25 protein-coding genes, 2 pseudogenes and 1 riboswitch are annotated in these 26,558 nt (G+C 44.4%); of the genes and pseudogenes, 6 read left to right on the top strand and 21 right to left on the bottom strand.

Annotation, left to right across the window (positions count from 1 at the left end; translation table 11 throughout):
* The first annotated feature begins 45 nt into the window (after positions 1 to 45).
* Positions 46 to 210 carry an LPXTG cell wall anchor domain-containing protein gene (locus ACOXXR_RS01370; RefSeq protein WP_445278859.1) on the top strand — a complete coding sequence of 55 codons (165 nt, stop codon included), beginning with the start codon at positions 46 to 48 and terminating at the stop codon, positions 208 to 210.
* Between the two features lie 316 nt (positions 211 to 526).
* Here the strand turns inward: ACOXXR_RS01370 and ACOXXR_RS01365 are convergent, their stop codons facing one another.
* The 11 genes and pseudogenes from ACOXXR_RS01365 to ACOXXR_RS01315 all read right to left on the bottom strand — a co-directional run bounded on the left by ACOXXR_RS01365 (position 527) and on the right by ACOXXR_RS01315 (position 11,889).
* Positions 527 to 2,194, bottom strand: a complete 1,668-nt coding sequence (locus ACOXXR_RS01365) for an alpha-glucosidase (RefSeq protein ID WP_445278593.1) — start codon at positions 2,192 to 2,194, stop codon at positions 527 to 529.
* A gap of 66 nt (positions 2,195 to 2,260) precedes the next feature.
* On the bottom strand, positions 2,261 to 3,391 hold the full coding sequence (locus tag ACOXXR_RS01360; RefSeq protein ID WP_006595597.1) for an ABC transporter ATP-binding protein: 1,131 nt from the start codon (positions 3,389 to 3,391) through the stop codon (positions 2,261 to 2,263).
* A 123-nt stretch (positions 3,392 to 3,514) separates the two neighbouring features.
* Positions 3,515 to 4,375: a helix-turn-helix domain-containing protein gene (locus tag ACOXXR_RS01355; protein ID WP_445278592.1), complete on the bottom strand. Its 861-nt coding sequence runs from the start codon at positions 4,373 to 4,375 to the stop codon at positions 3,515 to 3,517.
* Positions 4,375 to 4,770, bottom strand: coding sequence for a Mini-ribonuclease 3 (locus tag ACOXXR_RS01350; RefSeq protein WP_445278591.1), 396 nt, complete (start codon positions 4,768 to 4,770; stop codon positions 4,375 to 4,377). Before ACOXXR_RS01350 ends, ACOXXR_RS01355 begins: the two co-directional genes overlap by 1 nt.
* On the bottom strand, positions 4,763 to 6,106 hold the full coding sequence (gene cysS / locus ACOXXR_RS01345) for a cysteine--tRNA ligase (protein WP_445278590.1): 1,344 nt from the start codon (positions 6,104 to 6,106) through the stop codon (positions 4,763 to 4,765). Before cysS ends, ACOXXR_RS01350 begins: the two co-directional genes overlap by 8 nt.
* A 17-nt stretch (positions 6,107 to 6,123) precedes the next feature.
* Complete coding sequence (locus ACOXXR_RS01340) at positions 6,124 to 6,645, bottom strand: dihydrofolate reductase family protein (RefSeq protein WP_000301981.1); 522 nt, start codon at positions 6,643 to 6,645, stop codon at positions 6,124 to 6,126.
* Between the two features lie 11 nt (positions 6,646 to 6,656).
* Positions 6,657 to 6,816: pseudogene (locus tag ACOXXR_RS01335) on the bottom strand (nucleoside phosphorylase); the annotation flags it as partial.
* Positions 6,794 to 6,889: pseudogene (locus ACOXXR_RS01330) on the bottom strand (YdeI/OmpD-associated family protein); the annotation flags it as partial. The pseudogenes ACOXXR_RS01330 and ACOXXR_RS01335, both read right to left, overlap by 23 nt.
* 30 nt (positions 6,890 to 6,919) lie before the next feature.
* Positions 6,920 to 7,537, bottom strand: a complete 618-nt coding sequence (gene cysE, locus ACOXXR_RS01325) for a serine O-acetyltransferase (protein WP_048790006.1) — start codon at positions 7,535 to 7,537, stop codon at positions 6,920 to 6,922.
* Positions 7,538 to 7,561: 24 nt separating this feature from the next.
* Positions 7,562 to 9,790: a polyribonucleotide nucleotidyltransferase gene (gene pnp / locus ACOXXR_RS01320; protein ID WP_445278589.1), complete on the bottom strand. Its 2,229-nt coding sequence runs from the start codon at positions 9,788 to 9,790 to the stop codon at positions 7,562 to 7,564.
* Positions 9,791 to 10,392: 602 nt separating this feature from the next.
* Entirely contained in the window at positions 10,393 to 11,889 is a 1,497-nt protein-coding gene (locus tag ACOXXR_RS01315) for a hypothetical protein (protein WP_445278588.1), read from the bottom strand.
* A 175-nt stretch (positions 11,890 to 12,064) separates the two neighbouring features.
* Between ACOXXR_RS01315 and pepF the strand changes: the two genes are divergently transcribed.
* From pepF to ACOXXR_RS01300, 3 genes are all read left to right on the top strand, one after another.
* A complete protein-coding gene (gene pepF / locus ACOXXR_RS01310) occupies positions 12,065 to 13,861 on the top strand; it encodes an oligoendopeptidase F (RefSeq protein WP_445278587.1) in 1,797 nt (598 codons plus the stop codon).
* 130 nt (positions 13,862 to 13,991) lie between these two features.
* Positions 13,992 to 14,252 carry a hypothetical protein gene (locus tag ACOXXR_RS01305; RefSeq protein WP_445278586.1) on the top strand — a complete coding sequence of 87 codons (261 nt, stop codon included), beginning with the start codon at positions 13,992 to 13,994 and terminating at the stop codon, positions 14,250 to 14,252.
* 168 nt (positions 14,253 to 14,420) lie between these two features.
* Complete coding sequence (locus ACOXXR_RS01300) at positions 14,421 to 14,702, top strand: hypothetical protein (RefSeq protein ID WP_445278585.1); 282 nt, start codon at positions 14,421 to 14,423, stop codon at positions 14,700 to 14,702.
* Between the two features lie 44 nt (positions 14,703 to 14,746).
* Here the strand turns inward: ACOXXR_RS01300 and trxA are convergent, their stop codons facing one another.
* From trxA to ACOXXR_RS01280, 4 genes are all read right to left on the bottom strand, one after another.
* Positions 14,747 to 15,061: a thioredoxin gene (gene trxA / locus ACOXXR_RS01295; RefSeq protein ID WP_445278584.1), complete on the bottom strand. Its 315-nt coding sequence runs from the start codon at positions 15,059 to 15,061 to the stop codon at positions 14,747 to 14,749.
* A 12-nt stretch (positions 15,062 to 15,073) separates the two neighbouring features.
* Positions 15,074 to 15,298: a DUF4649 family protein gene (locus tag ACOXXR_RS01290; RefSeq protein WP_125334940.1), complete on the bottom strand. Its 225-nt coding sequence runs from the start codon at positions 15,296 to 15,298 to the stop codon at positions 15,074 to 15,076.
* Between the two features lie 513 nt (positions 15,299 to 15,811).
* Positions 15,812 to 16,081 (bottom strand): 30S ribosomal protein S15, encoded by a 270-nt coding sequence (rpsO, locus tag ACOXXR_RS01285; protein WP_004193424.1) that lies wholly within the window; start codon positions 16,079 to 16,081, stop codon positions 15,812 to 15,814.
* Between the two features lie 175 nt (positions 16,082 to 16,256).
* Positions 16,257 to 16,985, bottom strand: a complete 729-nt coding sequence (locus ACOXXR_RS01280; protein ID WP_223355737.1) for a pseudouridine synthase — start codon at positions 16,983 to 16,985, stop codon at positions 16,257 to 16,259.
* Positions 16,986 to 17,154: 169 nt separating this feature from the next.
* On the opposite strand from ACOXXR_RS01280, the gene def reads away from it, so the two are divergent.
* On the top strand, positions 17,155 to 17,769 hold the full coding sequence (gene def, locus ACOXXR_RS01275; RefSeq protein ID WP_048688441.1) for a peptide deformylase: 615 nt from the start codon (positions 17,155 to 17,157) through the stop codon (positions 17,767 to 17,769).
* Between the two features lie 27 nt (positions 17,770 to 17,796).
* On the opposite strand, the gene ACOXXR_RS01270 is transcribed toward def, so the two are convergent.
* Complete coding sequence (locus ACOXXR_RS01270) at positions 17,797 to 18,648, bottom strand: mechanosensitive ion channel family protein (protein ID WP_287516340.1); 852 nt, start codon at positions 18,646 to 18,648, stop codon at positions 17,797 to 17,799.
* 149 nt (positions 18,649 to 18,797) lie between these two features.
* Between ACOXXR_RS01270 and sstT the strand changes: the two genes are divergently transcribed.
* Positions 18,798 to 20,015 carry a serine/threonine transporter SstT gene (sstT, locus tag ACOXXR_RS01265; protein ID WP_048789998.1) on the top strand — a complete coding sequence of 406 codons (1,218 nt, stop codon included), beginning with the start codon at positions 18,798 to 18,800 and terminating at the stop codon, positions 20,013 to 20,015.
* 29 nt (positions 20,016 to 20,044) lie between these two features.
* Here the strand turns inward: sstT and ACOXXR_RS01260 are convergent, their stop codons facing one another.
* From ACOXXR_RS01260 to zapA, 5 genes are all read right to left on the bottom strand, one after another.
* Positions 20,045 to 21,385, bottom strand: a complete 1,341-nt coding sequence (locus tag ACOXXR_RS01260; protein ID WP_445278583.1) for an alanine/glycine:cation symporter family protein — start codon at positions 21,383 to 21,385, stop codon at positions 20,045 to 20,047.
* Between the two features lie 155 nt (positions 21,386 to 21,540).
* Positions 21,541 to 21,631: riboswitch (glycine riboswitch) on the bottom strand.
* 136 nt (positions 21,632 to 21,767) lie between these two features.
* Positions 21,768 to 23,186 carry a C69 family dipeptidase gene (locus ACOXXR_RS01255; protein WP_154854503.1) on the bottom strand — a complete coding sequence of 473 codons (1,419 nt, stop codon included), beginning with the start codon at positions 23,184 to 23,186 and terminating at the stop codon, positions 21,768 to 21,770.
* 80 nt (positions 23,187 to 23,266) lie between these two features.
* Positions 23,267 to 25,603, bottom strand: coding sequence for an endonuclease MutS2 (locus ACOXXR_RS01250; RefSeq protein ID WP_445278582.1), 2,337 nt, complete (start codon positions 25,601 to 25,603; stop codon positions 23,267 to 23,269).
* 96 nt (positions 25,604 to 25,699) lie between these two features.
* Complete coding sequence (locus ACOXXR_RS01245; protein WP_129269979.1) at positions 25,700 to 26,254, bottom strand: CvpA family protein; 555 nt, start codon at positions 26,252 to 26,254, stop codon at positions 25,700 to 25,702.
* Between the two features lie 10 nt (positions 26,255 to 26,264).
* A complete protein-coding gene (zapA, locus tag ACOXXR_RS01240) occupies positions 26,265 to 26,555 on the bottom strand; it encodes a cell division protein ZapA (protein ID WP_023024429.1) in 291 nt (96 codons plus the stop codon).
* Positions 26,556 to 26,558: the final 3 nt, after the last annotated feature.

The following is a 26,558-nucleotide window of genomic DNA, read 5'->3' as shown; positions in this document are numbered from 1 at the left end:
GTTCTCCTCCCACAAAAAGAAACCGCAGCTGAAACTGGAGAAAGCGTGCAAACCTTGACCTACCAAGTAGGACAAAGCTTCCAAGAAAATCCAGACAAGGCGCAATTGCCACAAACTGGAGATCACTCAACCGGACACTTTGTTCTTTCAAGCTTCTTGCTAGCCGTTAGCGGAGGCTTCCTCCTCTTGAAAAAGAAAGAGGTTGAGTAAGATTTTAGACTAGCTATGAATCTCAAGTTCATCTTTTCATAGAAAATCAGTTTTTCATATGAAATAATCTAAGAAATGAGACAAAAGTTATAAAACTCGCTCTAGTATTTAGCAGTATTCAGTCTTATACTGAAATTTTCCGCCGTGAGAAAAGTGCTTGAAACTGTTATGTTTCAAGCACTCGGGAGTTTTGAAACCTTAGGTTCAAAACTAAGTCATGGAACTTCGAAGAAGTTCGCTGACGTCCGTACTCACCTAAGGAAAGTTTCGAAAGATATATCTTCAAAAGAACCTTCGCGTCTGCGAAGGTTCTATTCTATTCCACCAATTCCAACACAACCGTTTGGTAAGGGGTCAATTCTAATACTTGGTCTCCTTCTTGGAATAGTCCTGCGACATTGTTTAAAATAACCGTTTTAATCGGAGCTGGCAGCTCCAAGGTGGCCTGGCGATTTTGGAAATTGCTGATCACCAAGAGACGCTTGTCCCCACGGCGTTCAAAGGCGATGATGTTCTCACGGTCTCGATAAGCTGGGATCATATCTCCAAACCGGATGGTATTTCCATAGAGGGGATGGCGATACAAGGCCGTCAACTGGCGGTAATAATTCAAGATGGAATTTGGATCCTTTTCCTGGTCTTCCACATTGATGGCAACATTTGGTTTGGGACTGATCAACCAGGCTGGCCCATCACTAAATCCCAAACCTGGCTCTGCTGACCATTGCATCGGCGTCCGCGCATTGTCCCGGCTGTATTTGGCAATCGCTACTAAGGCTTCTTCCTCACTCAAACCAGCTTCTTTAGCCACATGGTAGCCATTGATGGTCGCGATATCATCAAAGTCCTCCACTGATTCGAAGACTTGGTTTTCCATCCCAATTTCTTGGCCTTGGTAGATAAAAGGAATTCCCTTACGCAAAACCTGAATGGTTCCTAGGGCTTTTTTACTGGTATCGTTTACTGGACCTTCTGCAATATAATGGGACACCCCACGAGGCTCATCGTGATTTTCGATAATGGTCGAGAGGACCCCAATACTATCTGCACGCTCATGGGCTTGGAAAATACTTTCCTTGAGTTCATCTGCTGTCGGAAGACTATGGTCAAACCAGCCTTTTCCTTCTTGCCCCAGCATGGTTTGTTTGAAGTCAAAGATGGAAGAGAAGACACCATCTTTTCCAATAAAGAAGTGCAACTCTTCATCGGTTTCATTGAAAACTTCCCCTACAGTGAAGGCATTGTACTTGGCAAAAGTCCGCTCTTTTAACTCTTGCAAGAAAGGTTCAATCGGTTGGGCATTGACCAGCGATTCCGGCACTGGGACCAGGCCATTGTCACGATCGGACGGAAGCGAACGCCATTCTAGGTCTTTTTTGATATTGATGATAGCGTCAATCCGGAATCCCGAAATTCCCTTGTCCAACCACCAGTTGATCATCTTATAAATCTCTTCGCGCAAGACAGGATTTTGCCAATTGAGGTCTGGCTGATCCTTGTGAAAAGAATGGAGATAGTATTTGTTGGTGCCAGGAACCGGTTCCCAGACACTACCTCCAAAGTAACTTTCCCAGTTGTTGGGTTCCTTGTCGCTTTCGATGAAGTAAAAGTAGTCTGCATAAGGGCCATCTGGATCCGCTAAAGCTTTTTGGAACCACTCATGATGACTGGAGCAATGATTGACCACCAAGTCCATGATGATGGCAATGCCTCGCTTCTTGCCTTCCGCAATCAACTCTTCCATATCTTCCATGGTCCCAAAAAGGGGATCAATGGCATAATAGTCAGAAATATCATAGCCCTGGTCAATAAAAGGACTCTTGTAAACAGGGGATATCCAGAGAATATCAATCCCTAAGTCTTGAAGGTAATCGAGTTTCTCCGTGATGCCTTTCAAGTCTCCAACACCATCTCCATTGCTGTCTTTGAAGCTTTTTGGGTAGATCTGATAAGCGACCTTCCCCTTCCACCAGTCTTTTTCCATGTTTTGTCTCCTTAAAATGAAAGAGACCGAGACACATTGTCTCCGTCTCTATAGCGTCAGTAGATATTAGTATACTGTCTTTTCAGTTTCTTTGTCGAAGAAGTGAGCTTTGTTCAAGTCAAATCCAAGTTCGATGGTTTCACCAGTTCCAAGATAGTCACGCGCATCTACCTTAGCGATGAATTCGTTGTCACCAACTTGGCAGTACAAGTGAGATTCTGAACCGAGCAACTCAGACACTGAGATGGTAGCTTTTACGACTGATTCAGGGAAAGTTTCAAGGAAAGCAGCTTCTGTATTCACGTCTTCTGGACGGATACCAAAGATCAATTCTTTACCATCATAGCCTTTTTCTTTCAAGACTTTCAAAGCACCTTCTGGAACTTTCAAATTCAATCCATTGGCAACGATGTGTCCACCTTCCAACTTCACGTTAATGAAGTTCATAGCAGGGCTTCCGATAAATCCAGCTACGAATTTGTTAACAGGGTTCTTGTACACTTCTTGCGGAGAACCAATTTGTTCCACACGTCCAATTGTACCAGTACCAGCTGGGTTTTTAGTAGCTGACATGATAACGATACGGTCGGCAAGTGTCATCGCTTCTGTTTGGTCGTGAGTTACGTAGATAGTTGTTGCTCCGATACGGCGGTGGATTTTCGCGATTTCAGCACGCATGGATACACGAAGTTTCGCATCCAAGTTTGACAAAGGTTCGTCCATCAAGAACACTTTTGCATCACGGACAATGGCACGTCCCATAGCCACACGTTGACGTTGACCACCAGAAAGGTCAGCTGGTTTACGATCCAAGAATTCTTTCAAGCCAAGGATTTCAGCTGCTTCTTGTACACGTTTGTCGATATCTTCCTTGCTGTATTTACGCAATTTCAAACCAAAGGCCATGTTATCGTACACAGTCATGTGTGGGTAAAGAGCGTAGTTTTGGAATACCATGGCGATGTCACGGTCTTTAGGTGCTACGTTATTTACAACAGTACCATCGATGGAACATTCACCTTCTGTGATATCTTCAAGACCAGCGATCATACGAAGAGTTGTTGATTTACCACATCCTGAAGGACCTACGAAAACGATAAACTCTTTGTCTTTGATGTCCAAGTTGAAATCTTCAACTGAATAGTGTTCGCTGTTTGGATATTTTTTGTAAATATTTTTAAGATTTAATTCTACCATGATGGTACTCCTTTGATTTTTATAGTTCTATTGTAAATGAAAACGCTTTACAAATCTATGGCAGATCTCACAAAAAAGAAAAAGAGTTTTGTGCAAGTTGCACAAAACTCTCAATTCATTCCGTTAAATCACATCCTGTAGAACCAAATGGTAACAAAGGGCTAGATCAGTCAGATTTTTTAACTGGAGACCCGTTAGCTCTTCCCACTTGTCAATCTTGTATTGAAGGGAATTGCGATGGAGATAAAGTTGCTGGGCTGCCTTGGTTACAACTGCCCCATTTTCCCAGAGGGCAACAATGATATCCTGCAACTGGTCTTGACTTCCAATCAACTGATGCAAGCGTTCTTTGATAGGATGGAGATCCAAATCTGCCTGCTCGATTCCCCATAGGTAGAGTTGAGAAAAGCGGTAAACACCTTGATGGCCTTCTCGGATCCAGGCTCGAAAGGCTGCCCGTTCTGCTCGGATGACCGGAGATACTTTCCCAGCTTTTGACTCGGTCCATACCTGCCCGACCATGATGGATAAGCGAATATTAAAATCATACTCCATTGCAGAGACGGTATCTTTTAAGATATCAGCCACAGTCAGCGACTGCTCTTGATCTAGAATGAGTACATAGTCCTGTCCACTTAGTTGCAAGACTGCCCGGAAGTTGGGCAAAAGCGTCTGCATCATCTCTAACCAGGAAGCTGTTCCTTCCGCTGTCGAGTGCGAGAGGTGGCAATAGACAAGTTGCATTTTTTTGATGACTTGAGGGGCTTCTCCCTTTCCATCGATCAGGTATTGGTACCAAGGGTTGGGGGCAAGATCTTCCTCACTAGCCAACCAGGCAATCAACTGTTTCTCTCGTTCGGTTAGCTCTTCTTCCTTCAGTAGCAACCATTGCTGGGCCTGCAGGGGAATGGCTACATAACCAACTGGTGGATTGGGGTGATCCGTCACCTCTGCCTGAGGGAACCACTCTCTGATATTTTTCACTATTTTGTTCCTTCTTCCACTTTTTGGATACACCAAGCTACCAATTCCTCTAAGCGACTGATTTCATCTGTCAGATGCAGGTAACCCATGACCGCTTCAAAACCCGTCGACATGCGATAGGTCACGACATCCGCATTTTTGGCCTTGGTATGGCTATTGGTATTGCGACCGCGCTTATAGATCTCGACTTCTTTCTCTGTCAAAAGCTCTTCTTCCAACATCATCGCAATCAGACTAGCCTGGGCCTTGGCAGAGACGTAGCGGGTAGCTGCCTGATGAAGTTTATTGGGCTTGGTAATCCCTTGCAAAATCAGGTGCTTGCGAATATACATAGAATAGACCGCATCTCCCTCAAAGGCCAGGGCAATCCCATTGATTAGATTGACATCAATCACGTGTCCACCTTACACCTTCTTTTGTATCCAAGAGCTTGATTCCTTGCGCAGCCAATTCATCGCGAATGGCATCTGCTCGCGCAAAATCTTTCTTAGCCCGCGCTTCCTGGCGTTCAGCGATCAAGGCTTCAATATCTGCATCCAAGACTTCTTCGACAAATACCACTCCAAAGACTTCTAACATCTTGGTCAAGGCATCCTTGACGTCTTGATTGTAGTGACCTGAATTGATCCATTTAGCCAATTCAAAGACGACAGTAATTCCGTTCGCTGCATTGATATCTTCATCCATCGCCGCGATAAACTTGTCCACAAAGCCTTGCAAGTCTGCTGGATCCACTTCTCCTGTGAACGGTTGCTCATAGGTATTTTTCAAATACTTGAGGTTGGTCTCCGCATCGCGTACCGCTTTTTCTGTGAAGTTAATGGGCTTGCGGTAGTGCTGGGTCGCAAAGAAGAAGCGAAGGACTTGCCCATCGATGGTCTTCAATGCATCATGCACAGTAATGAAGTTACCTAAGGACTTGGACATTTTAACATTATCAATATTGACAAAGCCATTGTGCATCCAGTAATTGGCAAAGGTTTTGCCTGTTTTGGCCTCTGACTGGGCAATCTCATTGGTATGGTGTGGAAACTCAAGGTCAGCTCCACCACCGTGGATATCAATGGTATCGCCTAAAATCCCCGTTGACATGACCGAACACTCGATGTGCCAACCAGGACGACCAGGACCCCAAGGACTGTCCCAAGAAACTTCACCCGGCTTCGCAGCTTTCCAAAGGGCAAAGTCGACTGGATTTTCCTTGCGAGCAGTTTCCTCATCTGTCCGACCAGAAGCGCCTAGCTCCAAGTCTTCTAGAGTTTTGTTGGCTAACTTAGCATAGTTGTGGGATTTTTCCACACGGAAATAGACATCTCCCTGGCTCTCGTAGGCATAGCCTTTTTCGATCAAATCAGCGACAAAGCGAATGATGTCGTCCATAAACTCAACCACACGAGGGTGGCGGGTTGCAGGCTTGACCCCGAGAGCCGTCACATCCTCACGAAAGGCTGCAATATACTTGTCTGCCACTTCCTGAGGAGTAATACCTTCTTCTTTGGCGCGGTTGATAATCTTATCATCCACATCTGTAAAGTTGGAAATGTAGTTAACCTCGTAGCCACGATACTCAAAATAGCGACGAATCGTGTCAAAGGCTACCGTTGAACGGGCATTCCCTACGTGGATAAAGTTGTAAACTGTTGGTCCACAAACATACATGCGGACCTTTCCTTCTTCGATTGGGACAAATTCTCGCAAATCACGAGACATGGTGTCATAAATTTTAATCATGCGGTCCACTCCCTTCTCTATTTCTGACTTTTTCGGCTGAAAACCAGCTCTGCAAAAGGGCCAAATTGTCTGAGGCTATCCAGTTGGTAAAAGCGTTGCCCTTCCTCTTGGGTAAAGAGGGGAACTCCCTTTCCTAGGATCAGGGGCGCTATCTGAATAATGAGGTGGTCGAAAAGATCCGCATCCAAGAGCGGTCCTACCAAGGAATTACCACCTATCACAAAGACATTTTTGCCTTTGTCAATCTGGCGAACAAAGTCCACCACATCCCCAGCTACTGGCTGGTAATTGCTGACAGGCAGGTGCCTATCATGCGTAAAGACATAGTTTTCCGTAGCTTGATAAAAACTTTCTACATCTTGCAAATCTTGGATTTCCTCAAAGGTCCGCTTACCCATGATGGTGATATCCATTTGCCTGTAAAAGTCATCATAGCCTGTATCCTCTACAGAACCAAGCTGATGCAGCCAGTCTATCCTGTGCTGGCTGTCTGCCAAGTAGCCATCCATGGTAATACAGCCGTAAAAATAAACTGCCATTCTTGTAGTAACCTTTCTAGTTCCTTTGCTATTCAAAGCGATAGTGAAAAAAGTCATGGCATCAGCTGTCCGCTCTTCATGGCGGGCATCCCAGGTTCGGTTATGATGATCTACATAGTCAGCTGTGTAGAAGAACTGATAGACTTTACTCTTGCGAAATTGACTCCAAGCCTTCTTTCAGTTCAAGGACTACCTGGTTCAAAATAGCATCTGGTAAATCTGACAGGTCGGTTCCTCCTGTCATATTTCACTTCGATAACTTTTCCAACCTTTTCTAAAGACTTGATGAATGGTGACTGGCTTCCTTGGCGTGCTCCATCTTATTCACGTAGTATTCGCGTTTTTCCTCTTCCTGGTGAATGATTGGCTCATCCTTCTTACCGTGAACACGAACAATCTTGGCAGGAACACCGACAACGGTCACATCACTTGGTACATCGGAGACAACGACCGCCCCCGCTCCTACTTTGGCCTTGGCCCCAATCTCAATCGGACCGATGACCTGAGCATGAGCGGAGACCAAAGCTCCCTCACGAACCGTTGGATGGCGCTTCCCTGTATCCTTTCCAGTTCCACCGAGCGTCACCCCGTGGTAGAGCATAACGCCTTTTTCAACAATAGCTGTTTCCCCAATAACGAGGCCTGCTCCATGGTCGATAAAGACACCCGAAGCAATGGTCGCACCTGGATGGATTTCGATCTGGGTCCAAAAACGCCAGAACTGACTGTGCATCCGAGCTAGAAGCTTAAAGCCATGATTCCACAAAAAGTGAGAAACACGGTGAGCAGCTAACGCTTTGACGCCTGGATAGGTCAAGAGGACCTCCAGCGAGGTACGTGCCGCCGGGTCATTTTCTTTTACAATATCAATGGTTTCACGCCACCATCCCATACCGTGCTCCTTTCTTTTAAATGCTTATTCTTTCGTTGCTTCACCTGGATCTTTGGTAAAGTCTTTTCTAGGTTTGTGATCTTTGTTGTGGTGACGAGGACGATCGCCATGACGATGACCCTTATCCCCTTTTTCTTCTGCATGCTCCGGTTTTGGAGGACGAGGCAAGAGGGCCTTCATAGAAGCATCGACACGACCTTTTTCGTCAATCTTGATAATCTTGACATCCACTTCATCACCGATGGCTACCAAGTCTTCGACACGGTTGGTACGAGTCCAAGCCATTTCAGAGATGTGTACGAGGGCATCTGTCTTGTCAAAGAGGTTGACAAAGGCACCGAATTTCTCGATACGCACAACTTTAGCATGGTAGACTTCGTCCACCTTGGCTTCACGAACCAAACCAGCAATGATTTCTTTAGCGCGGTTAATGGCAGCTTGGTCGCTAGAGTAGATAGACACGTTTCCTTCTTCATCGATATCAATCTTAACGCCTGTTTCAGCGATGATTTTATCGATGGTTTCTCCACCTTTACCGATGACAATCTTGATCTTGTCCACATCAATCTTGATGGTATCAATTTTCGGAGCTGTTGGAGCCAATTCTGGACGAACTTCAGGAATGGTTGCTTCAATCACATCAAGGATTTCAAAACGAGCTTTCTTGGCTTGGGCAAGAGCTTCCGTCAAGATTTCTGCAGTGATCCCTTGGATCTTGATATCCATTTGAAGGGCTGTAATCCCGTCACGCGTACCTGCAACCTTAAAGTCCATGTCTCCAAAGTGGTCTTCCAAACCTTGGATATCTGTCAATACGGTGTAGTTGTTTCCATCTGAAATGAGACCCATAGCAATACCTGCTACTGGCGCCTTAATTGGCACACCACCAGCCATAAGGGCAAGTGTTCCCGCACAGATAGATGCTTGAGATGAAGAACCGTTTGATTCCAAGACTTCTGCTACTAGACGAATCGCATATGGGAATTCTTCCAAGCTTGGCAAGACTTGAGCAAGAGCACGCTCACCAAGGGCACCGTGACCAATTTCACGACGACCAGGTGCACCGTAACGACCAGTTTCCCCTACAGAGTATTGTGGGAAGTTATAGTGGTGCATAAAGCGTTTCTTGTACTCTGGGTCCAAACCATCGATGATTTGCGTTTCCCCCATTGGCGCCAAAGTCAAGATAGAAAGAGCCTGAGTTTGTCCACGAGTAAAGAGACCTGAACCGTGTACACGAGGAAGGAAGTCGACCACCGCATCTAGAGGACGAATTTCATCAACCTTACGGCCATCAGGACGAACCTTGTCTTCTGTAATCAAACGGCGCACTTCTGCATGTTCCATTTGTTCCAAGATTTCAGCCACATCACGCATGATACGGTCAAATTCTTCGTGGTCCGCATATTTTTCTTCGTAAACAGCTGTTACTTGATCTTTCACTGCTTGAGTTGCAGCTTCACGCGCCAATTTTTCTTCAACTTGAACTGCTTTTTGAAGGTCGCTGTTGTAGGCTGCGATGATTTCAGCTTGCAAGTCAGCATCTACATGAAGCAATTCTACTTCTGCTTTTTCTTTCCCAACTGCCGCAACGATTTCTTCTTGGAAGGCAATCAATTCTTTGACAGCTTCGTGTCCTTTCAGAAGGGCTTCCAACATGATTTCTTCTGACAATTCTTTGGCACCAGACTCTACCATGTTGATAGCGTGCTTCGTACCAGCTACTGTCAATTCAAGAAGAGAGCGCTCAGCTTGTTCTTGCGTAGGGTTGATGATGATTTGACCATCAACATAACCTACTTGTACCCCAGCGATTGGTCCGTCAAATGGAATATCTGAGATAGAAAGTGCCAAGGATGAACCAAACATCGCTGCCATTGGTGCAGATGCATTTTCATCGTAAGAAAGAACTGTGTTGATGACTTGTACTTCGTTACGGAAACCTTCCGCAAACATTGGACGGATCGGACGGTCAATCAAACGCGCTGTCAAAGTCGCATCTGTTGAAGGACGTCCTTCACGTTTCATAAAGCCCCCAGGAAATTTCCCAGCTGCATACATTTTTTCTTCGTAGTTGACTTGAAGTGGGAAGAAATCCCCAGTCGCCATCTTCTTAGACATAACGGCAGCAGTCAAGACAGTTGACTCACCGTAACGCACGACAACAGAGCCATTTGCTTGCTTAGCAACCTGACCAGTCTCTACGATCAACTCACGACCCGCAAAAGTCGTTTGAAACACTTGTTTTGTCATTTTAATCCCCTTTGGATTGATAAAATTATACGACTTGCCTACAAAAATCAGGATACAAAGGGCGTGAAGAATCCCGTATGAAAATAGGAGATTGACGCAGTGTGCCACGCACACCAGGGAATCTATCTTTTTCACTAGGGATTTAGCCCGTGTTCAACTATCAAGATACTAAGGCCACAAAAAGCAAAGTAAAAATAGGAAACTGACGAAGTCTTCGATGAAGACAAGACAGTTTATCTTTTTTACACAGCTTTTCGGCCGGGTTCAATTAATCAAGATATTTTGGAAGGTTCGGCTTGCCGAACATTTCTGTAGAAAAATAGGAGGTGACGTCGCACTCGATGAGTGCTAGGAAGCTTATCTTTTTTCCTAAGAAATGAGGCCAAAATTCAATTATCCAAGATACTAAGCCGTTAAGCAACTCAACGAGATAGGGATTTCAACAGCCTTTCTGTATGTTATATCCTCATCTTTGTATCCAAGCACGTATGACCTTTATTTTACCATATTCAAGCCCAAAAGAAAAAGGCTTTAAAAGCCTTTTTCGAGGAATATTTGATTTCCACGTATTTTAAAATTCTAGAGCTAGATATAGCTACCATCTATTTTCCATTCCACACATTTTCTTTACTAACGACATAGAATCGCGTTTTGTGTTCTCCACCTGAATAGTCTTTCTTGCTCCGCTTCAACACATAGCGCTCAAAAGGTTGAGAAGAGGTCTTAACTCTAGTTGTTACTGTAACTGTATCATTCTCAACGACCCACTCATCTGCTGAAGGAATAACAACCTCTGGGCCAGCACCTCCACGTCCACCTGGAACGAATTCAAAAAACTTCTTATCTTTCGAAGAGTATATCCAGCCTTGTTTTCTTTCTTTCGCAAGTTGAATTAATTGATCTGTAGTCATAGATTGAATGGATTCTGATGTTTCTTGAGCTTCCAATTTTTTAATGACATCTGCAAGTTGATAGGTACCTGGAGTATAAGTATTGAAATAATCTAAAAACATGCCTTCTGTATAAGAATAGATACCGCTATGATCATTTGATAAATCTAATATAAAGGTTGGTTTGACCAATCTAGAATACATTAAAGAATAGCCATTCTCTACTACCGAGTGGATATCCTCTTGATCTTCCGCACTCAATCCTTTAACAGTAGATGCATTTCCCCCTTCCACTCTCGTCGTAAATTCAAGCGCGATCCAGCCTTGGCCAGATTGGAGCTTGCCCCAGGTATAACCGTCAGCTGACACCGTCTCAGTTATCGTGTAAATACCTTGCGGGATCATTCCAACTTCTTCCCCCTTAATCGATGCTTCTTTACGAATTCGAAGATCTGAAACTGCTACACGGACTTGGAAACTACTTGTTTGCTGCTCTGAGGTATTTGCTTGGTTCTTCGCCTTCTTTCCGGTTTCTAGTTCTTTCCATCCAAATTTTGCTTGATCCAATTCTTTTGCTGTAATCCCTAAGGCTTTTTCTGGCTTCTGACCGTCCCCATTTTTAATTTGGATCTTATTGACAGTCTCCAGCTTTCCTTTTTGGAACTTGTAATGGATTAAATCTACTTCTGGTTGAAGAGACGAAAAGCTAGCATAAATGACCGAGCCATCCTCAAAAATTTGAAAACTTGAACGAGAGCCACCAGAGGAAGCCACAAAAGCTGTATGCAACAATTCTGGTTGCTGGCCTTTCAGATAGTAGATTGCTGAGACTGTTTGGCCATTCCCAATCAAGAGTTCGTCCCGCCCATCCTTATCCAAATCTGTATAAAAATAGGAAAGATTTGGTTTACTACCCAGAGTTTGAAGATACTTGGCATAGACATACTCATCCGATTGAGGATCTATTTCTTTTAGTTTAGTCTCTAGGCCAGCACTATCACCTGCTTCGATAGCCCTAGAGTAAGCCTGATAACGTTCAAGAACCGTTTGATAGTACTCATGCCCAGTCGATGCTTTCTTGGAACTTTTTCCATCTGTTACTTCACTCTGAGCTGTAGAGGGTTGCGTCCGAGGACGTCGCTTAGGTCCACATGCCACCAAGGTTAGCAAGAACATCGCTGCCAAGCTAACTTTATAGATTTTCTTCATCGTATACTCCCTAAAACTTTCTCCACTTTATTATACCAAAAGAAGGTAAAAAAGCTAGAAAATCCTTGGTTTCATATTGAATCAAGCTGGCTTTGATAAGTTCCCCTTTCGCCTATCATTCTCCCCTATTTTCTGCTATACTGAGTATAGTTATTTGATCAAAAGGAGAAACACTATGGAATTAAAAAAACGTTCTGAATTTCCTGAGAATGAACTCTGGGATCTCACAGCCCTCTACCAAGACCAGGAAGACTTCTTGCGTGCCATTGAAAAAACACGTGAAGAAATCAATGAATTTGTCCGTAACTACAAGGGCAACCTCCACACCTTTGAAGACTTTGAAGCTGCCTTTGCCATCTTTGAACAGATTCAGATTCAACTCAGCCACATTGGCAACTACAGTTTTATGCCCCAAACCACTGACTTTGGCGATGAAGCTTTTGCGGAAATTGCCCAAGCGGGGATGGATTTCGAAACTTGGGCCAGCGTCGAACTCTCTTTCTTTGATGATGCTTTGGTAGAAGCAGATGAAGATGTCCTCGAACGTCTGGGGCAACTCCCTCACCTCACTTATGCCATTCGCCAGGCTAAAATTAAAAAAGCTCACTACTTGGGAGCTGATGTGGAAAAGACCTTGACCAACCTGGGTGAAGTCTTCTACGGACCCCAAGACATCTATACCAAGATGCGGGCGGGTGACTTTGAAATGGCTGATTTTGAAGTGGATGGAAAAGTTTACAAAAATAGCTTTGTTACCTATGAAAACTTCTACCAAAACCATGAGAATGCGGAAGTCCGTGAAAAAGCCTTTCGTTCTTTCTCAGAAGGTATCCGCAAGCACCAAAACACGGCTGCTGCTACCTATCTAGCCCAAGTTAAGTCTGAAAAGCTGATTGCAGATATGCGGGGCTACGATTCTGTCTTTGACTATCTCTTGGCTGAGCAGGAAGTGGATCGTTCTATGTTCGATCGTCAGATTGACCTGATCATGAAGGACTTCGCTCCGGTCGCTCAAAAATTCCTCAAACACGTAGCCAAGGTCAACGGTCTAGAGAAAATGACTTTTGCTGATTGGAAGTTGGACTTGGACAGTGCGCTCAACCCAGATGTTACCATTGATGATGCCTATGACTTGGTCATGAAATCTGTGGCACCTCTTGGAGAAGAATATTCCCGCGAAATTGCTCGCTACCAAACCGAACGTTGGGTCGACTTTGCGGCCAATGAAGGCAAGGATTCCGGTGGTTATGCAGCTGACCCATACCGCGTCCATCCTTATGTCCTCATGAGCTGGACAGGACGCATGAGCGATGTCTACACCCTGATCCACGAAATCGGACACTCTGGTCAGTTTATCTTCTCAGACAACAACCAAAGCTACTTCAACGCCCACATGTCGACCTACTATGTGGAAGCTCCTTCTACCTTTAACGAGCTCCTCCTCAGCGACTATTTGGAACACCAGTTTGACGATCCTCGTCAAAAACGCTTTGCCTTGGCTCACCGTTTGACAGATACCTACTTCCATAACTTCATCACCCACTTGTTGGAAGCAGCCTTCCAACGTAAGGTCTACACCTTGATCGAAGAAGGTGGCACCTTCGGTGCTAGCAAGCTTAACAGCATCATGAAGGAAGTCCTGACAGAGTTCTGGGGAGATGCCGTTGAAATCGATGACGACGCAGCTTTGACCTGGATGCGCCAAAGCCACTACTACATGGGGCTTTACAGCTATACCTACTCAGCTGGCTTGGTTATCTCAACAGCGGGATATTTGCATTTGAAGAACTCCGAAAACGGAGCTAAAGATTGGCTAGACCTCCTCAAATCAGGTGGCAGCAAGACCCCTCTTGAGTCAGCCATGATCATTGGAGCAGATATCTCAACTGACAAACCTCTCCGCGATACCATCCAATTCCTTTCAGACACTGTGGATCAAATTATTGCCTACAGTGCAGAATTGGGAGAATAAGAACAATTTTCAGACTTAGTTTAATCTAAGTCTGATTTTTTATTGTTTAAAAAATCACTATGTAGCAATTGAAAACGATTTCATTTTGTGATATGATGTCTTTGGGTAAATATTCAAAAGGAGTATTAATATGAAAAAAGGATTATTTTTTATAATTGCTACTATATTATTAGTAGGAGGGTGTTCAATGGAGACAGAGGTTTCCAAGGATAAAACAGAATCGCAAGTCAGTCTTGTACAGAAGACAAATAACAAAAGTAATGAAGATGTAAGCAAAGAAAAAGTTAAAGAAGAGAAAAAAACTGAAGAGGCTGAAAAGACGAAAAAAGCTGAGGAAGCAAAAAAAATCGAAGAAGCTGAAAAAGCGAAAAAAGCTGAGGAAGCAAAATAAATCGAAGAAGCTGAAAAAGCGAAAAAAGCTGAGGAAGCGAAAAAAATCGAAGAGGCTGAAAAAGCGAAAAAAGCTGAGGAGGCAAAAAAAGTCGAAGAAGCTGAGAAATCCGTTCAAACATTAGAAGCGAACCAAGTAACTGAAAACGTTGCTCCTGCACAAGCTGCTGTGGAACAAGTTTCTGATCCCACCTCTAAAGCTAACTTCGTTCATCGTATTGAACTTGTGCAGAATGCAATCAATGTCAGAGCTCAACAAGCCGCAGAAGCTGCTCAACAACAAGCTGACGCCCAGGAACAACGTACCGTCTATGTTGCTCAATATGGAAAATCATCTGCCTATTGGTACAATATTGATAATATGCCATCAAATACTCGTAGGGACAAAGTTATCACAATGTGTGAAGCTGATGCAATTAGAGCTGGAAAACATCATTCAAGCAAGGAATAACAAAATGGCTAAAGTAGGATCATCCTTCTTTAGCCATTTTCTTTTTAACCCAACTCAGCCACAATGGCCTTGATTTGTTCTGCTGTATGAACTCCAGCAACTTGTTTAACCACTTGTCCATCTTTTTTGAAAAGAAGAGTAGGGATAGACATAATGCCGAAAGAACGCGCTGTTTCAGGATTTTCATCCACATCCATTTTTAGGATTTTTAATTCATCTTCTGAAAGTTCTTGGGATAACTGTTCTAAGATAGGAGCTTGCATGCGACATGGACCACACCAGGTCGCCCAGAAGTCTACCAAGACCAATCCCTCTTTGGTTTCTGCTTCAAATGTTGCGTCTGTAATTGCTTTTGCCATTGTTTTTCTCCTTTAGTTTTTGTATTGATTGAGGTCTTGCTTCATCAAATAGAAGAAGACATCTCCGTAAGTTCCATGGTAATCGAGTTCGTGCCCATTATAGGTCAATTTTTGTACGGGATAGTAATCCGCTACACCGATCAAGCAGGTCTGTTGGGAGCGTTCAAATTCTTCATAGGAATCAAAATGCATGACTCTTTCTTGTTTTGCACCATCTAGATATGTAATATCAATCATATCGATAACCTCTATTTCTTAAGATGTGTCTATTGTAACTCTGTTAATTACATCTGTCAAACAAAACGACTTACTCAGAATAATGAATCTTGTCCAAAAAAAGATAACAAAAAAGCCCTCTGAATTCAGAAGGCTCCATTCTTGCTGGATAAAACGTTTCTAGACAAGGCGCCGAGCCGAAGATTGTACTAGATTTCTTCTGAAAACAAAAAATCTCCCCGAAGGGAGATAGATCTGGTCTATTTTACCTTACGATGCTAGGAACCGCAGCCGAAGATTATACTATAATTCTAGTGAAAAAGAAAAGCTACTCTACAATAGAGTAACTTAACTTTTTTGTATTCAATTGAACACGGCCTAAGCACTTGGCAAAAAAAACAGCCCTCTGAATTTAGAGAGCTGTTTTGAGCTCGGGCTAAAATCCTAGTGAAAAAGATGAAACTCCTTGTGTTCATCGAACACTGTGTCGTTTCCCTATTTTCATACGGATTTTTGGCGCCCTTAGCATCATGATTAACGACGAAGTCCAAGAGAGTTGATCAACTCACGGTAACGGTTAACGTCGTTCTTACGAAGGTAAGCCAACAAGTTACGGCGGCGACCAATTTTCTTCATCAAACCACGGTAAGTAGCGTGGTCTTTTTTGTGTTGTTTGATGTGGTCGTTCAAGTGGTTGATTTCCCAAGTAAGGACAGCAACTTGTACTTCTACTGAACCAGTGTCACCTTCGTGACGTGCGTATTGTGCAATGATTTCATTTTTCTTCTCTTTTGAGATTGCCATGATAAGCTCCTTTTCTTTATGCTCTATCCGAGTGGCAGGTTTGGCATAGCCTGCTACCAAGAAAGAGTTAGTTGTCTATTCGACCTATTCATTCTACCAAGATTTCATCTTTCTGTCAAACACTTCTGCTTTTTCCAACAGAGTTCTTCAAACCCAAGACTACAATGACTTCTCATTATAGGTTGACCCGAAAGTCAGTTAAGAGCTTTATTTCTTCTGCTGTCAATCTACGCCACTCCCCCAATTCGAGACTAGGATCCAAGCTCAATGGCCCCATGGAAATCCGCTCGAGATCGGTGACTTCCTTGCCACAAGCTGCGACCATGCGCTTGACCTGATGGAATTTTCCTTCAGCGATGCGGATCTGAACCAAGCAACTATTAGCTTCTTGATCGACCTCCAATATTTCCAACTCCGCTGGCAGGGTGGTGAAATCCTTCAATTCTATTCCTTCTTTGAAGCGGTCGATATCTTCCTGGGTCATGATTCCAGCTACTTGAGCACGGTAGACCTTGTCCACATGCTTCTTAGGCGAGAGCATGGCATGAGCCAACTTACCATTATTGGTCAAGAGGAGTAAGCCATGGGTATCGATATCTAGCCGTCCAACAGGAAAGACTTCCTTGTGTCTGGCCGTGTCATCTAGCAAATCCAAGACTGTTTGATGGTGCTCGTCTTCCGTTGCTGAAATGACCCCTTTGGGTTTATTGAGCAGATAGTAAACAAACTCTTCATGGAATAAACTTTCTCCCAGATAGGTCACTTGATCCTTATCTGGATCAATATGAACCTTGGCAGAGGTTTCCACCTTTCCATTGACCTGAATCTTTTTTTGCTTGAGGACTTGCTTGACCTCTGTCCGGCTTCCCACTCCACAGTCCACTAAATATTTATCTAGACGCATGCTTGTCTCCTTCATTCTTCTTATCATTATACCATGAACCGGACTAGGATTCTTTCCTTTTCTAGTTTACAGTCCGTCTAGTTTGTTAGCCCCTCAAGCAATTGGGAAACTTTCATTCTAGAAGGAATTATGATATGATGGTTTCTAGAAAAAAGGAGTGAATGAGAACATGTCTGCAATCGAAACCATTACAAAAGCTGCCCATCTAATTGATATGAATGATATTATTCGCGAAGGCCACCCAACTTTACGTGCTATCGCTGAAGAGGTCACTTTCCCACTGTCAGATCAAGACATCATCCTAGGGGAAAAAATGATGCAGTTCTTGCACCATTCACAGGATCCTGTCATGGCAGAAAAATTGGGTCTCCGAGGTGGAGTTGGACTCGCCGCCCCTCAGTTGGACATTTCTAAGCGCATCATTGCCGTTCTCGTCCCAAATCCAGAGGACGAAGAAGGAAATCCTCCAAAAGAAGCCTACTCCATCCAAGAAGTCATGTACAATCCTAAAATTGTCTCCCACTCAGTCCAAGATGCGGCTCTAGGAGATGGCGAAGGTTGTCTCTCTGTAGACCGTAATGTTCCTGGTTATGTGGTTCGCCACGCGCGCGTAACGGTAGACTACTATGACAAGACCGGAGAAAAGCACCGTATCAAACTCAAAGGCTACAACTCCATCGTAGTCCAACACGAAATTGACCACATCAATGGCGTTATGTTCTACGATCGGATCAATCCGAAAGATCCTTTCGCTGTCAAAGATGGCATGCTTATTTTAGAATAAGAAAAAAGACCAATAGGTCTTTTTTTGTTATGGTGTGACAGAGAAAGTGGTCGGAATCTCAATCCCATTTTGTAAGAGTGCATCATGATAGAGTTTGTAATAAAGATGGTAAATGGCCACTTGGCTTCCCGACTGGACCATCATGGCGACGCGGAAGGAATAGCGACCCGTCCCCTTTTCGATTTGAGGGCCTAGAATCGTTGGACCATCTAAGATTTCTGGATGTTTCTGGGCTTGTTCATCGTTGACTTGCTGGAAGATTTGATAGATCTTGTCTAGGTCAGTTTGAGCTGAAATTGGCATATCGATGAGGACGCGCTGGTTCCCCCGAGAGAGATTGCTGACAACCATAATATTGCGATTGGGTACATAATGCAAGGTCCCATCTGCGTCTCGCACCTGGGTCGTCCGAATGCCCACACTAGAGACGGTTCCAGCGATGGTAATCGGACCATTGGTCAAACGAACGGTATCTCCGACGTCTATCTGACGTTCCAGAAGAATAAAGAACCCATTGACCAAGTCTGATAGGAAGCCCTGTGCTCCTAACCCAATGGCAACTCCGGCAATTCCTGCACCTGCTAAGAGACTGGAGACTGGTAAGCCCAAGATAGAAAGAATCCAGTAGATCAGGATAAAATAGAGGCAGTAATTCAACAAACTCTCTACCAATCGCAAGATGGTATTCTTACGCGCTTCATCTTGGCCTACATAATTCAGAGACGGCTTCAAGATGCGTTTCACCAAACTATGGAGCAGTTTTTTTGCAAGAAAAAATAAAACAAATAAAATAGCTAACGAAATCAATTTTGAAACCAATTCATCCATGATCTTGGTCCAATCAAACTGACTGACATAGCGGGAAAAAATATTCTTCATACCTTCTATCAATCTCCTTCTCTTTTTCTAATGGTTTGATTATATCAGATTTTAGCCTTTAGAACCACTAACCTCCTCTTATACTCACCTTGATTTTCAAACTTATCTATCGTATAATGGACGGTAAACTTTCAATAAAGGAGGTCCTTATGGTCAAACGACTCATTCAAACTTGGAACAAAACCAACCTGATGAAGCGGATTGCAATCGGAATCTTCGTTGGAGCCCTTTTAGCTCTGTTGCTTCCTAAAGCATCTGCAATTGGTCTGTTAGGGGAAATCTTTGTAGGAGGCTTGCGGGCTATTGCTCCTCTTCTAGTCTTCGCCCTTGTCGCTAACGCCCTCTCCCAGCACCAAAAGGGAACCCAAACCAATATGAAATCAGTCATTGTCCTCTACCTCCTGGGAACTTTTGCGGCAGCCTTGGTAGCGGTCCTGGTGAACTATCTCTTTCCTATTACCATTTCTTTAACAGGAACTAGTGCTGAAGGAACTTCTCCCGATGGATTAGGGGAAGTCATCAGCAACCTTCTCTTAAAAATCGTGGACAATCCCCTCAATGCCCTTATTCAGGCTAATTATATCGGGATTCTATCCTGGGCTGTCGTCTTTGGTGTTGCTATGAGAGAAGCTAGTGAGCACAGCAAGGACCTCCTTCAAACCCTGGCAGATATCACTTCCAAGATTGTCGAATGGATCATTAACCTTGCGCCATTTGGGATTCTTGGCTTGGTCTATACAACGATTGCAGGACAAGGATTTGATGGACTTAAAAGCTATGGCCTCCTCTTACTTCTCTTGGTTGGCACCATGTTCTTCGTCGCTCTAGTCATCAACCCGATTTTTGTCTACATCATGATTCGCAAAAATCCTTATCCGCTCGTCTTCAAATGTCTACGAGTCAGTGGACTGACCGCCTTCTTTACTAGAAGCTCTGCTGCTAACATCCCTGTCAATATGAAGCTATGTAAGGAACTGGGTCTCAATCCTGATACTTACTCGGTCTCTATCCCTCTAGGATCTACTATTAATATGGCCGGAGCTGCCGTTACCATTAATACCTTGACCCTTGCTGCTGTCAACACCTTAGGCATTCAGGTCGATTTTGGGACTGCCCTGGTCCTCAGTGTCGTAGCAGCTGTTTCAGCCGGTGGGGCTTCTGGAGTAGCCGGTGGCTCCCTCCTCTTGATTCCTGTCGCTTGCAGCCTCTTTGGTATCGACAATGATATCGCTATGCAAGTGGTTAGTGTAGGCTTCATTATCGGTGTTATCCAAGATTCTTGTGAAACAGCCCTCAACTCATCAACAGACGTCCTCTTTACAGCCATTTCTGAAATGAAAGATTGGCCCAAAGAAAAACGCTATTAAGACAGAAAGACCAGATCACACGATCTGGTCTATTTCTTTTTCTTAAAATATCGTTTGCTTTCCTTTAGAACAATAGGCGATAAGGCTAACAAGGCGATGAGATTCGGCAAGGCCATCAGTCCATTCACAATATCAGCAATGATCCAGACCAACTCCAACTGAAGAAAGCCTCCTACCCCCACCATCAGGATAAACAGAAGACGGTAATAGGGAATGAGTTTGACACCTGCCAAAAATTCGACACAGCGTTCACCATAATAAGACCAACCCAAAATGGTCGTCGTCGCAAACAGGACCAAACAAAGGGTCAGAATGATCCCACCGATGTGGCCAAAGGTCGAAATAAAGACCTGTTGGGTCAAATCACTTCCAACTTGTCCCACGGTTGTCCACTGGCCAGATACTAAAATAGCTAGACCAGTTAGGCTACAAATAATAATGGTATCGATGAAGGTCCCGGTCATGGAAATCAAACCTTGTTCCACTGGCTCTTCCGTCTTCGCCGCAGCTGCTGCAATCGGTGCCGATCCCAGTCCTGACTCATTGGAGAACACTCCACGCGCCACCCCTTTTTGAATCGCCTCTTTCACCAAGGCTCCTGAAAAACCACCGATAGCCGCGGTTCCTGTAAAAGCACCTTGGAAAACTTGAGATAGAACGGTCGGCACTTGGTCCATATTCAAGACAATAATGTAAACTGTCGCGAAGATATAGGCTGCAGCCATAAAAGGAACTACCTTTTCGGAAACCTTGGAAATCCAATGAATTCCCCCAAATATGATAGCCGAAACGATTCCTGCAATGACCAGACTAGCGACTTGAGGGGAAAGTTGAAAACTAGTCTTCAAAGCTCCCGTAATAGCATTCACCTGGGTCATGGTTCCAATCCCAAAGAGAGCCACCAAGACACCTGCCAGGGCAAAGAAGATGGCAAGGGGACGCCATTTTTCCCCCATCCCATGGAGAATGTAGTACATCGGACCACCAGAAATATGACCATTGTCATCCTTGGTCCGGTAGCGAATGGCCAACAAACCTTCTGCATACTTGGTCGCCATCCCAAAGAAGGCCGCCATCCACATCCAAAAGAGGGCACCTGGACCTCCTGTCTGAATAGCTGTCGCTACTCCGACAATATTTCCTGTCCCAACTGTCGCCGCCAAGGCTGTTGCCAAGGCTCCGAAACTAGAGATATCCCCTTCTCCTTGATCTTCTGTAAAAATGAGCCGAAAGGCTTGGGGTAAACGAAAAACTTGAAGCAAGCCCAAGCGGAAGCTCAGATAAATCCCAGTCCCCACCAAGAGGATCAAAAGGGGAGCCCCCCAGACCACATTATCTACTTGTTTAAAAAATGCCAGCCAATTTGTCATCCTTATCTATTTCTCCTTTTATCATTTGTCTAGCTTTAGAAAGGGATAGCCATCCACTTCCTCCACATCATCCAACCAATCATCCAAGGAGAAAAAGAAAGAGCACATGTCAAACATGTACTCTGGTGCTCCAAATAAAAACCAAAAAGGCTTCTATCTTTTGCTCTGTCCTTTTACCTGAGAGTTTGAGTAGAATGCTCTACCTTGCCCCTTCGGTGCCTTTACGGTCTCTCCAGAGTTCCGTCCATTTCACAGTCATAGGAAGGCCCTACTTCTGAAAAACTTCATCCGGTATGATGTTCAATTTGTTCTATTTTAGCATAATTTGAAAAGAAGGTCAATGTTTTCAGAAACTATCATGAAATAGTACAACTTAGTCCAACTAGTCACTCAAAGAGAAATGGTTGGTCATCAGGTTGCTAGCATCCAACAAGACCTTATCCAATAAGCGATCCGTCGCTTCTTGAATCTGATCACTCATTTCCTGATTTTCTCTTTCGAAATCAACGGTTTGTCCTGCTGCCAAGGCTTGATCCACTCGTCCAATCCGGGCATGCCCAAGTGCCATAGTACTTTCTTGGTAATCTTCTAAATCTCCAACATGATGACTATAGTGGGCATCTGCCAGACCAGCAATGATCCGATTGGTCCAATAGAAGGAATCTGTCGTCACTTTTTCTGTCGTATTGGCAAAATAATCCGGTGTCGTATCGACCTGGGTAAAGAATGGAACCGCCGTATTAAAAGGCATAGACCCATAGCAAAGCCATTGAATCCCGGTTGTCTCTTGAGGACGATTTGGCCGCAATTGGAGAATGGCCGTCTGGCTGGTCCGGTTAATGCCAATGGTACGGAAGGTCCGACGACTATGACTATCCCCTTCTAAACCGTAAGGATCATAGGCTGAATCCTGGTAGTGACTGCTGAGGACATATTTGACATCTTCAATCGTAATCTTGCGGTAAGGTTTTTGACACCAAGGAAGGAAGAAGGAACGAGGATCTTGCTCCACTTCTGGGTTGAGGAACCGTTGAATATCCCAAGCCCGTGGTGTATTGTAATGACGATCCTTGTCTCGTTGGCTCCCAAAAGCATAACGAGGGTTAAAAGACGAACCGTCAAAATCCAAGGCCAGGTGATGGCGTTCCACAAAATCTTTCAAATCTGGATTACACAAGAACTCTTCTGGGCGATCAAACTCAAAGCGATCACTTCCCAATTGATTGGGATTGGTCACATAGGCATCGTCTGGAACACGGCGGGCCATCCAGTGATGACCTCCGATAGTTTCCAACCACCAGATTTCATGGACATCGCTGATAGCCACTCCATTAGACTCATAGGTTCCGTATTCCTCTAAGATTTTCCCCAAGCGAAGCACTCCTTCTCGGGCAGTCTGGACATAAGGAAGAACCAAGGTCAGCATGTCTTCCTCCCCAATGCCACTTTCCACCAGAGGATCCGCACCCAAGACCCGGCTATTGGTCGTAATGGTCTCTGTCTCACTCATGGCCACATTGTAACGATTGATCCCTGCTTCTCCCCAGATACCATCCTTAGGAATAGCATCTGGAACAGCTGTGTAACGAACAGGGTTATCAGGCAGGTCTATCTCAAAAGGAGATAGGACCGACCGATAATGACGAGGCTGGTCCTCAGGTTGAACAACGATAAATTTCTTAGGGGTAAACACTCCATTTTGAGAGTCTTCCGTGCGAGCTACAATGGTTGAACCATCATAACTGGCATCTTTTCCGACGAGTATGGTGGTGCAAGAATCCGACGAACGATTAGGGGTCATATGCTTTCCTACTTTCCGTTTAAACTGACTGTATTATAGCAAAAAGCGTGCCTGATTGAAAGGCACGACTGACTCTTTGCTTATTTAAAGGTCACAATTGTTGCTCCGCTTCCTCCTGCATTTTGAGGAGCGTATTCGAAGCTTTTGACATGTTTATTGCGACGGAGGTACTTGGTAACTCCTTCCCGGATGACCCCAGTTCCGATACCGTGGATGATATCGACTTGGGCCATATTATTGAGAAGGGCTTGGTCGATAAAGCTGTCCAATTCTTCCATGGCTTCCTCATACCGTTTGCCACGAAGGTCCAAACGAGCCCGAGGTCCATTGGCATTGGAACGTTTGACGACGTGGACCTGGCGTTTTTTCGGTTGTGAAGCATCTTTGTCAGCTTTTAACAGATTAAATTCTTTTTCTTCCAAGGTCATCTTGATCAGACCCACTTGGGCTTCCCAGCGACCATCCTTGAGCTGCTTGGTAAGACTTCCTCTTTGTCCATAGCTGATGACCAAGATCTCGTCTCCGACTTTTGGAGCACGGGCTTTCTTAGCCTGTTTCAAGACCTTGTTTTTCGATAGGTCGACCGTTTCTGGGGCCAATTTCTTCAACTGAGACTTGGCTTCAATAATTTCATGGGGCTTGAGTTGCGATTTGGCATGGAGACCTTGCAAAATCTGGTCGCTTTCTGCTAGAGCAAGATCTACAATTTCTTGCGCTTCTTTCCGCGCCTTGTTGAGCTCTGTTTCCCGCTCTCGGGTCAACTCATTGTACAATTTCTTGAGGACGCGGTTGAATTTCAGATTTTCCTGTTCGACATCTCGGATGGACTCGAGTCGTTTGCGACTTTCTAGGGTCTGAGCTTCCAACTTTTCAATGATGCGGTTGACATCCCGATCCTGATTGGTCAACCCCTGCGCTTGACCAACAATCACTTCTGACAAGCCTAGACGACGCGCGATTTCAAAGGCATTGGAACGTCCTGGTACCCCCTGCATAAAACGATAGGTAGGACGCAGGCTATCCGTATCAAATTCCATGCTGGCATTTTGAACACCGAGAGTCTCAATCCCATAGGCCTTAAGTTCTGGATAGTGGGTGGTTGCCATGGTCTTGATCCCTCGTAAGCGGAGATCTTCTAGGATGGCGATCGCCAGTGAAGCCCCTTCCTGAGGATCCGTTCCAGCTCCCAACTCATCCAGCAAGACCAAGGATTCCTCATCGACTTGCTCCAAAATAGAGACAATATTGGTCATGTGACTGGAGAAGGTAGACAGGCTCTGCTCGATCGACTGCTCATCTCCGATATCAGAGAAGATTTGCGTGAAGACAGCTACCTTACTCCCAGCATCTGCTAGGATTGGCAAGCCCGACTGGGCCATTAATTGGGCTAGTCCCAGGGTCTTGAGCATGATGGTCTTCCCACCCGTATTCGGTCCGGTAATCACAATCTCTGTGAGGTCTTTTCCAAAGTGGATATCATTGGGAACAGCCTTCTCAATCAAGGGATGGCGAACCTGCAAGAGCTGAATCTCCCCTTGATCTGACAAGGTTGGAATAGTCCCTTTTCGGTCCTGTAAAAAGCGATGTTTGGCACGAACGAGGTCAATATGACCGATCAGCCAAGCATTGTTCCGGATTTCCCCCGCATGAGGACGAAGGAGGTTTGAAATTTCTTCCAAGATCCGGAGCATCTCGAAGCGTTCATCCGCACGATGGTTAGCAATCTCTTCATTAAGATTGACGACCGCCCGAGGTTCGATATAGACGGTGTTTCCACTAGCTGAAATATCGTGCACCACACCGGCAATCCGATTCCGATAGGTGTTTTTGACTGGCAAGACATTTCGTCCATTCCGACTCGCTACGACCTGATCAGCCAGCATTTCGGACTTGGTCTTCAACAATTCTTGTAGAATGTCTCGCACTTGGTGTTCATTCTCTTGAATCCGTCGACGAATTTTTGCCAAGGTTTCACTGGCAAAGTTTTCAATAAATCCTGCCTCATTAATGGCATGGAGACTTCCCTGCAACTGTGGAAGGTCGACTAGATTTTCAAATATCCGATCCAGTTTTTCCAAGCGGACATTTTCTAATTCATCATAAAAATTTCGCAATTCGTGGGTCACGCGCAGGACTTTCTTCACCGCTAACAATTCATCGATATTGAGCGATGTTTCTAGTTCTAAACGCTTGGTCACTGGACGAATTTCTTGGATGGTGGGCACGCTAAAGTGCGGATGCTCCACAAAGATCTGAGCCATATCCGCCATTTCAAGAAAGGCGGTTTCAATTGCTTCTTTTTTGGCAAGTGGGGCTAATTCCTGCAACTCCACTTCGCCCTGCTCCGTTTGCAAATAAGGCTCTACTAAGTTTTTGACTTTTTGAAACTCTAAGGTTTCGAGAATTTTTTGATTCATGTTTCTCCACAACAGAAAAGGAGGCTGATTTTGGTCTGAGCCTCCCCTTCCTTTCTATAATATCTCTCATGAACTGTTAGACATGATGAGAAGTGATTACGCACCTAAGATTTTTACAACCCAAAGTTGTTTCAAGAGGCCTGCTGTAAGGGGGCTATACTGCACCATAAATCGAATGAGGAAACTTCCATGGAGTCGATCTTGAATGGCCGCCATGGGGATGGTTGACAAAATCGTGAATCCCATTTGTAGAACAAAGTAGGTCACCAGTACAGCTAACACACCACTGGCAATCTGAAACGGATACTCCTCCCATTTTTCAGGCGTTGGAATTAAGGGAATAAAGAGTCCAATCACTCGACCCATCGCATAGACTAAAACAAACAAGATGAAATACGCCAAACCAGCGTAAAAAACTTTGTCTAAGTGAAAGAGTTGATCTGCACCATAAAAATAGGTTTTTGAAGCTTGTGTTGCACTCGAAAATGGGATCCATAGACTAATGGTTTTTGCCAAGGACTGATAGCCTGATCCTGCGACCAACATAGCCACAATCATGGTTAAAAAATAATATCCTTGAAGCAAAATCCCTCTTGAATACCCAATATAAAAACTCCAAGCTAGGATGAATAAAATCAGGATTGAAAACATGCAACTCCCCTTAATTAGATGATCTACCGACCAGGCCATCTAGGGCCTTGCGACGAAAATCTTCCAATTCTTTTTCCTTATCGTCAAACTCAATCTCACGACTCAATTGTGTTGATAAACTATTGATTGCTAGTAAAATGGCCAGGGTCTCATCATCAGCAGCTGGCATTTGTTCTTTAATCGCTTCATATTTTTCTTTCGCGACCCGTTCAACCTCTTCCATAAAGAGATTATCATGATTAGTTGTAAGAGTCAGCGATTTATTACCGAAAGTAAATTTGTATCTATTTAAGCTGGACATAAA

Source organism: Streptococcus sp. KHUD_013 (assembly GCF_052588545.1).
Note: the sequence above shows the minus strand (reverse complement) of the source record. Positions and strands in the feature narration are given on the sequence as shown.

Bases quoted from the DNA above. Each gene is read 5' to 3' on its own strand.
- zapA (WP_023024429.1), bottom strand. From the start codon at position 26,555: ATGTCCAGCTTAAATAGATACAAATTTACTTTCGGTAATAAATCGCTG.
- def (WP_048688441.1), top strand. From the start codon at position 17,155: ATGTCTGCAATCGAAACCATTACAAAAGCTGCCCATCTAATTGATATG.
- ACOXXR_RS01270 (WP_287516340.1), bottom strand. From the start codon at position 18,648: ATGAAGAATATTTTTTCCCGCTATGTCAGTCAGTTTGATTGGACCAAG.
- ACOXXR_RS01305 (WP_445278586.1), top strand. From the start codon at position 13,992: ATGAAAAAAGGATTATTTTTTATAATTGCTACTATATTATTAGTAGGA.
- pnp (WP_445278589.1), bottom strand. From the start codon at position 9,790: ATGACAAAACAAGTGTTTCAAACGACTTTTGCGGGTCGTGAGTTGATC.
- ACOXXR_RS01260 (WP_445278583.1), bottom strand. From the start codon at position 21,385: ATGACAAATTGGCTGGCATTTTTTAAACAAGTAGATAATGTGGTCTGG.
- ACOXXR_RS01255 (WP_154854503.1), bottom strand. From the start codon at position 23,186: ATGACCCCTAATCGTTCGTCGGATTCTTGCACCACCATACTCGTCGGA.
- ACOXXR_RS01360 (WP_006595597.1), bottom strand. From the start codon at position 3,391: ATGGTAGAATTAAATCTTAAAAATATTTACAAAAAATATCCAAACAGC.
- cysS (WP_445278590.1), bottom strand. From the start codon at position 6,106: ATGATTAAAATTTATGACACCATGTCTCGTGATTTGCGAGAATTTGTC.
- ACOXXR_RS01365 (WP_445278593.1), bottom strand. From the start codon at position 2,194: ATGGAAAAAGACTGGTGGAAGGGGAAGGTCGCTTATCAGATCTACCCA.
- ACOXXR_RS01315 (WP_445278588.1), bottom strand. From the start codon at position 11,889: ATGAAGAAAATCTATAAAGTTAGCTTGGCAGCGATGTTCTTGCTAACC.
- ACOXXR_RS01340 (WP_000301981.1), bottom strand. From the start codon at position 6,645: ATGGCAGTTTATTTTTACGGCTGTATTACCATGGATGGCTACTTGGCA.
- ACOXXR_RS01250 (WP_445278582.1), bottom strand. From the start codon at position 25,603: ATGAATCAAAAAATTCTCGAAACCTTAGAGTTTCAAAAAGTCAAAAAC.
- ACOXXR_RS01280 (WP_223355737.1), bottom strand. From the start codon at position 16,985: ATGCGTCTAGATAAATATTTAGTGGACTGTGGAGTGGGAAGCCGGACA.
- ACOXXR_RS01245 (WP_129269979.1), bottom strand. From the start codon at position 26,254: ATGTTTTCAATCCTGATTTTATTCATCCTAGCTTGGAGTTTTTATATT.
- trxA (WP_445278584.1), bottom strand. From the start codon at position 15,061: ATGGCAAAAGCAATTACAGACGCAACATTTGAAGCAGAAACCAAAGAG.
- cysE (WP_048790006.1), bottom strand. From the start codon at position 7,537: ATGGGATGGTGGCGTGAAACCATTGATATTGTAAAAGAAAATGACCCG.
- pepF (WP_445278587.1), top strand. From the start codon at position 12,065: ATGGAATTAAAAAAACGTTCTGAATTTCCTGAGAATGAACTCTGGGAT.
- ACOXXR_RS01290 (WP_125334940.1), bottom strand. From the start codon at position 15,298: ATGATTGATATTACATATCTAGATGGTGCAAAACAAGAAAGAGTCATG.
- rpsO (WP_004193424.1), bottom strand. From the start codon at position 16,081: ATGGCAATCTCAAAAGAGAAGAAAAATGAAATCATTGCACAATACGCA.
- sstT (WP_048789998.1), top strand. From the start codon at position 18,798: ATGGTCAAACGACTCATTCAAACTTGGAACAAAACCAACCTGATGAAG.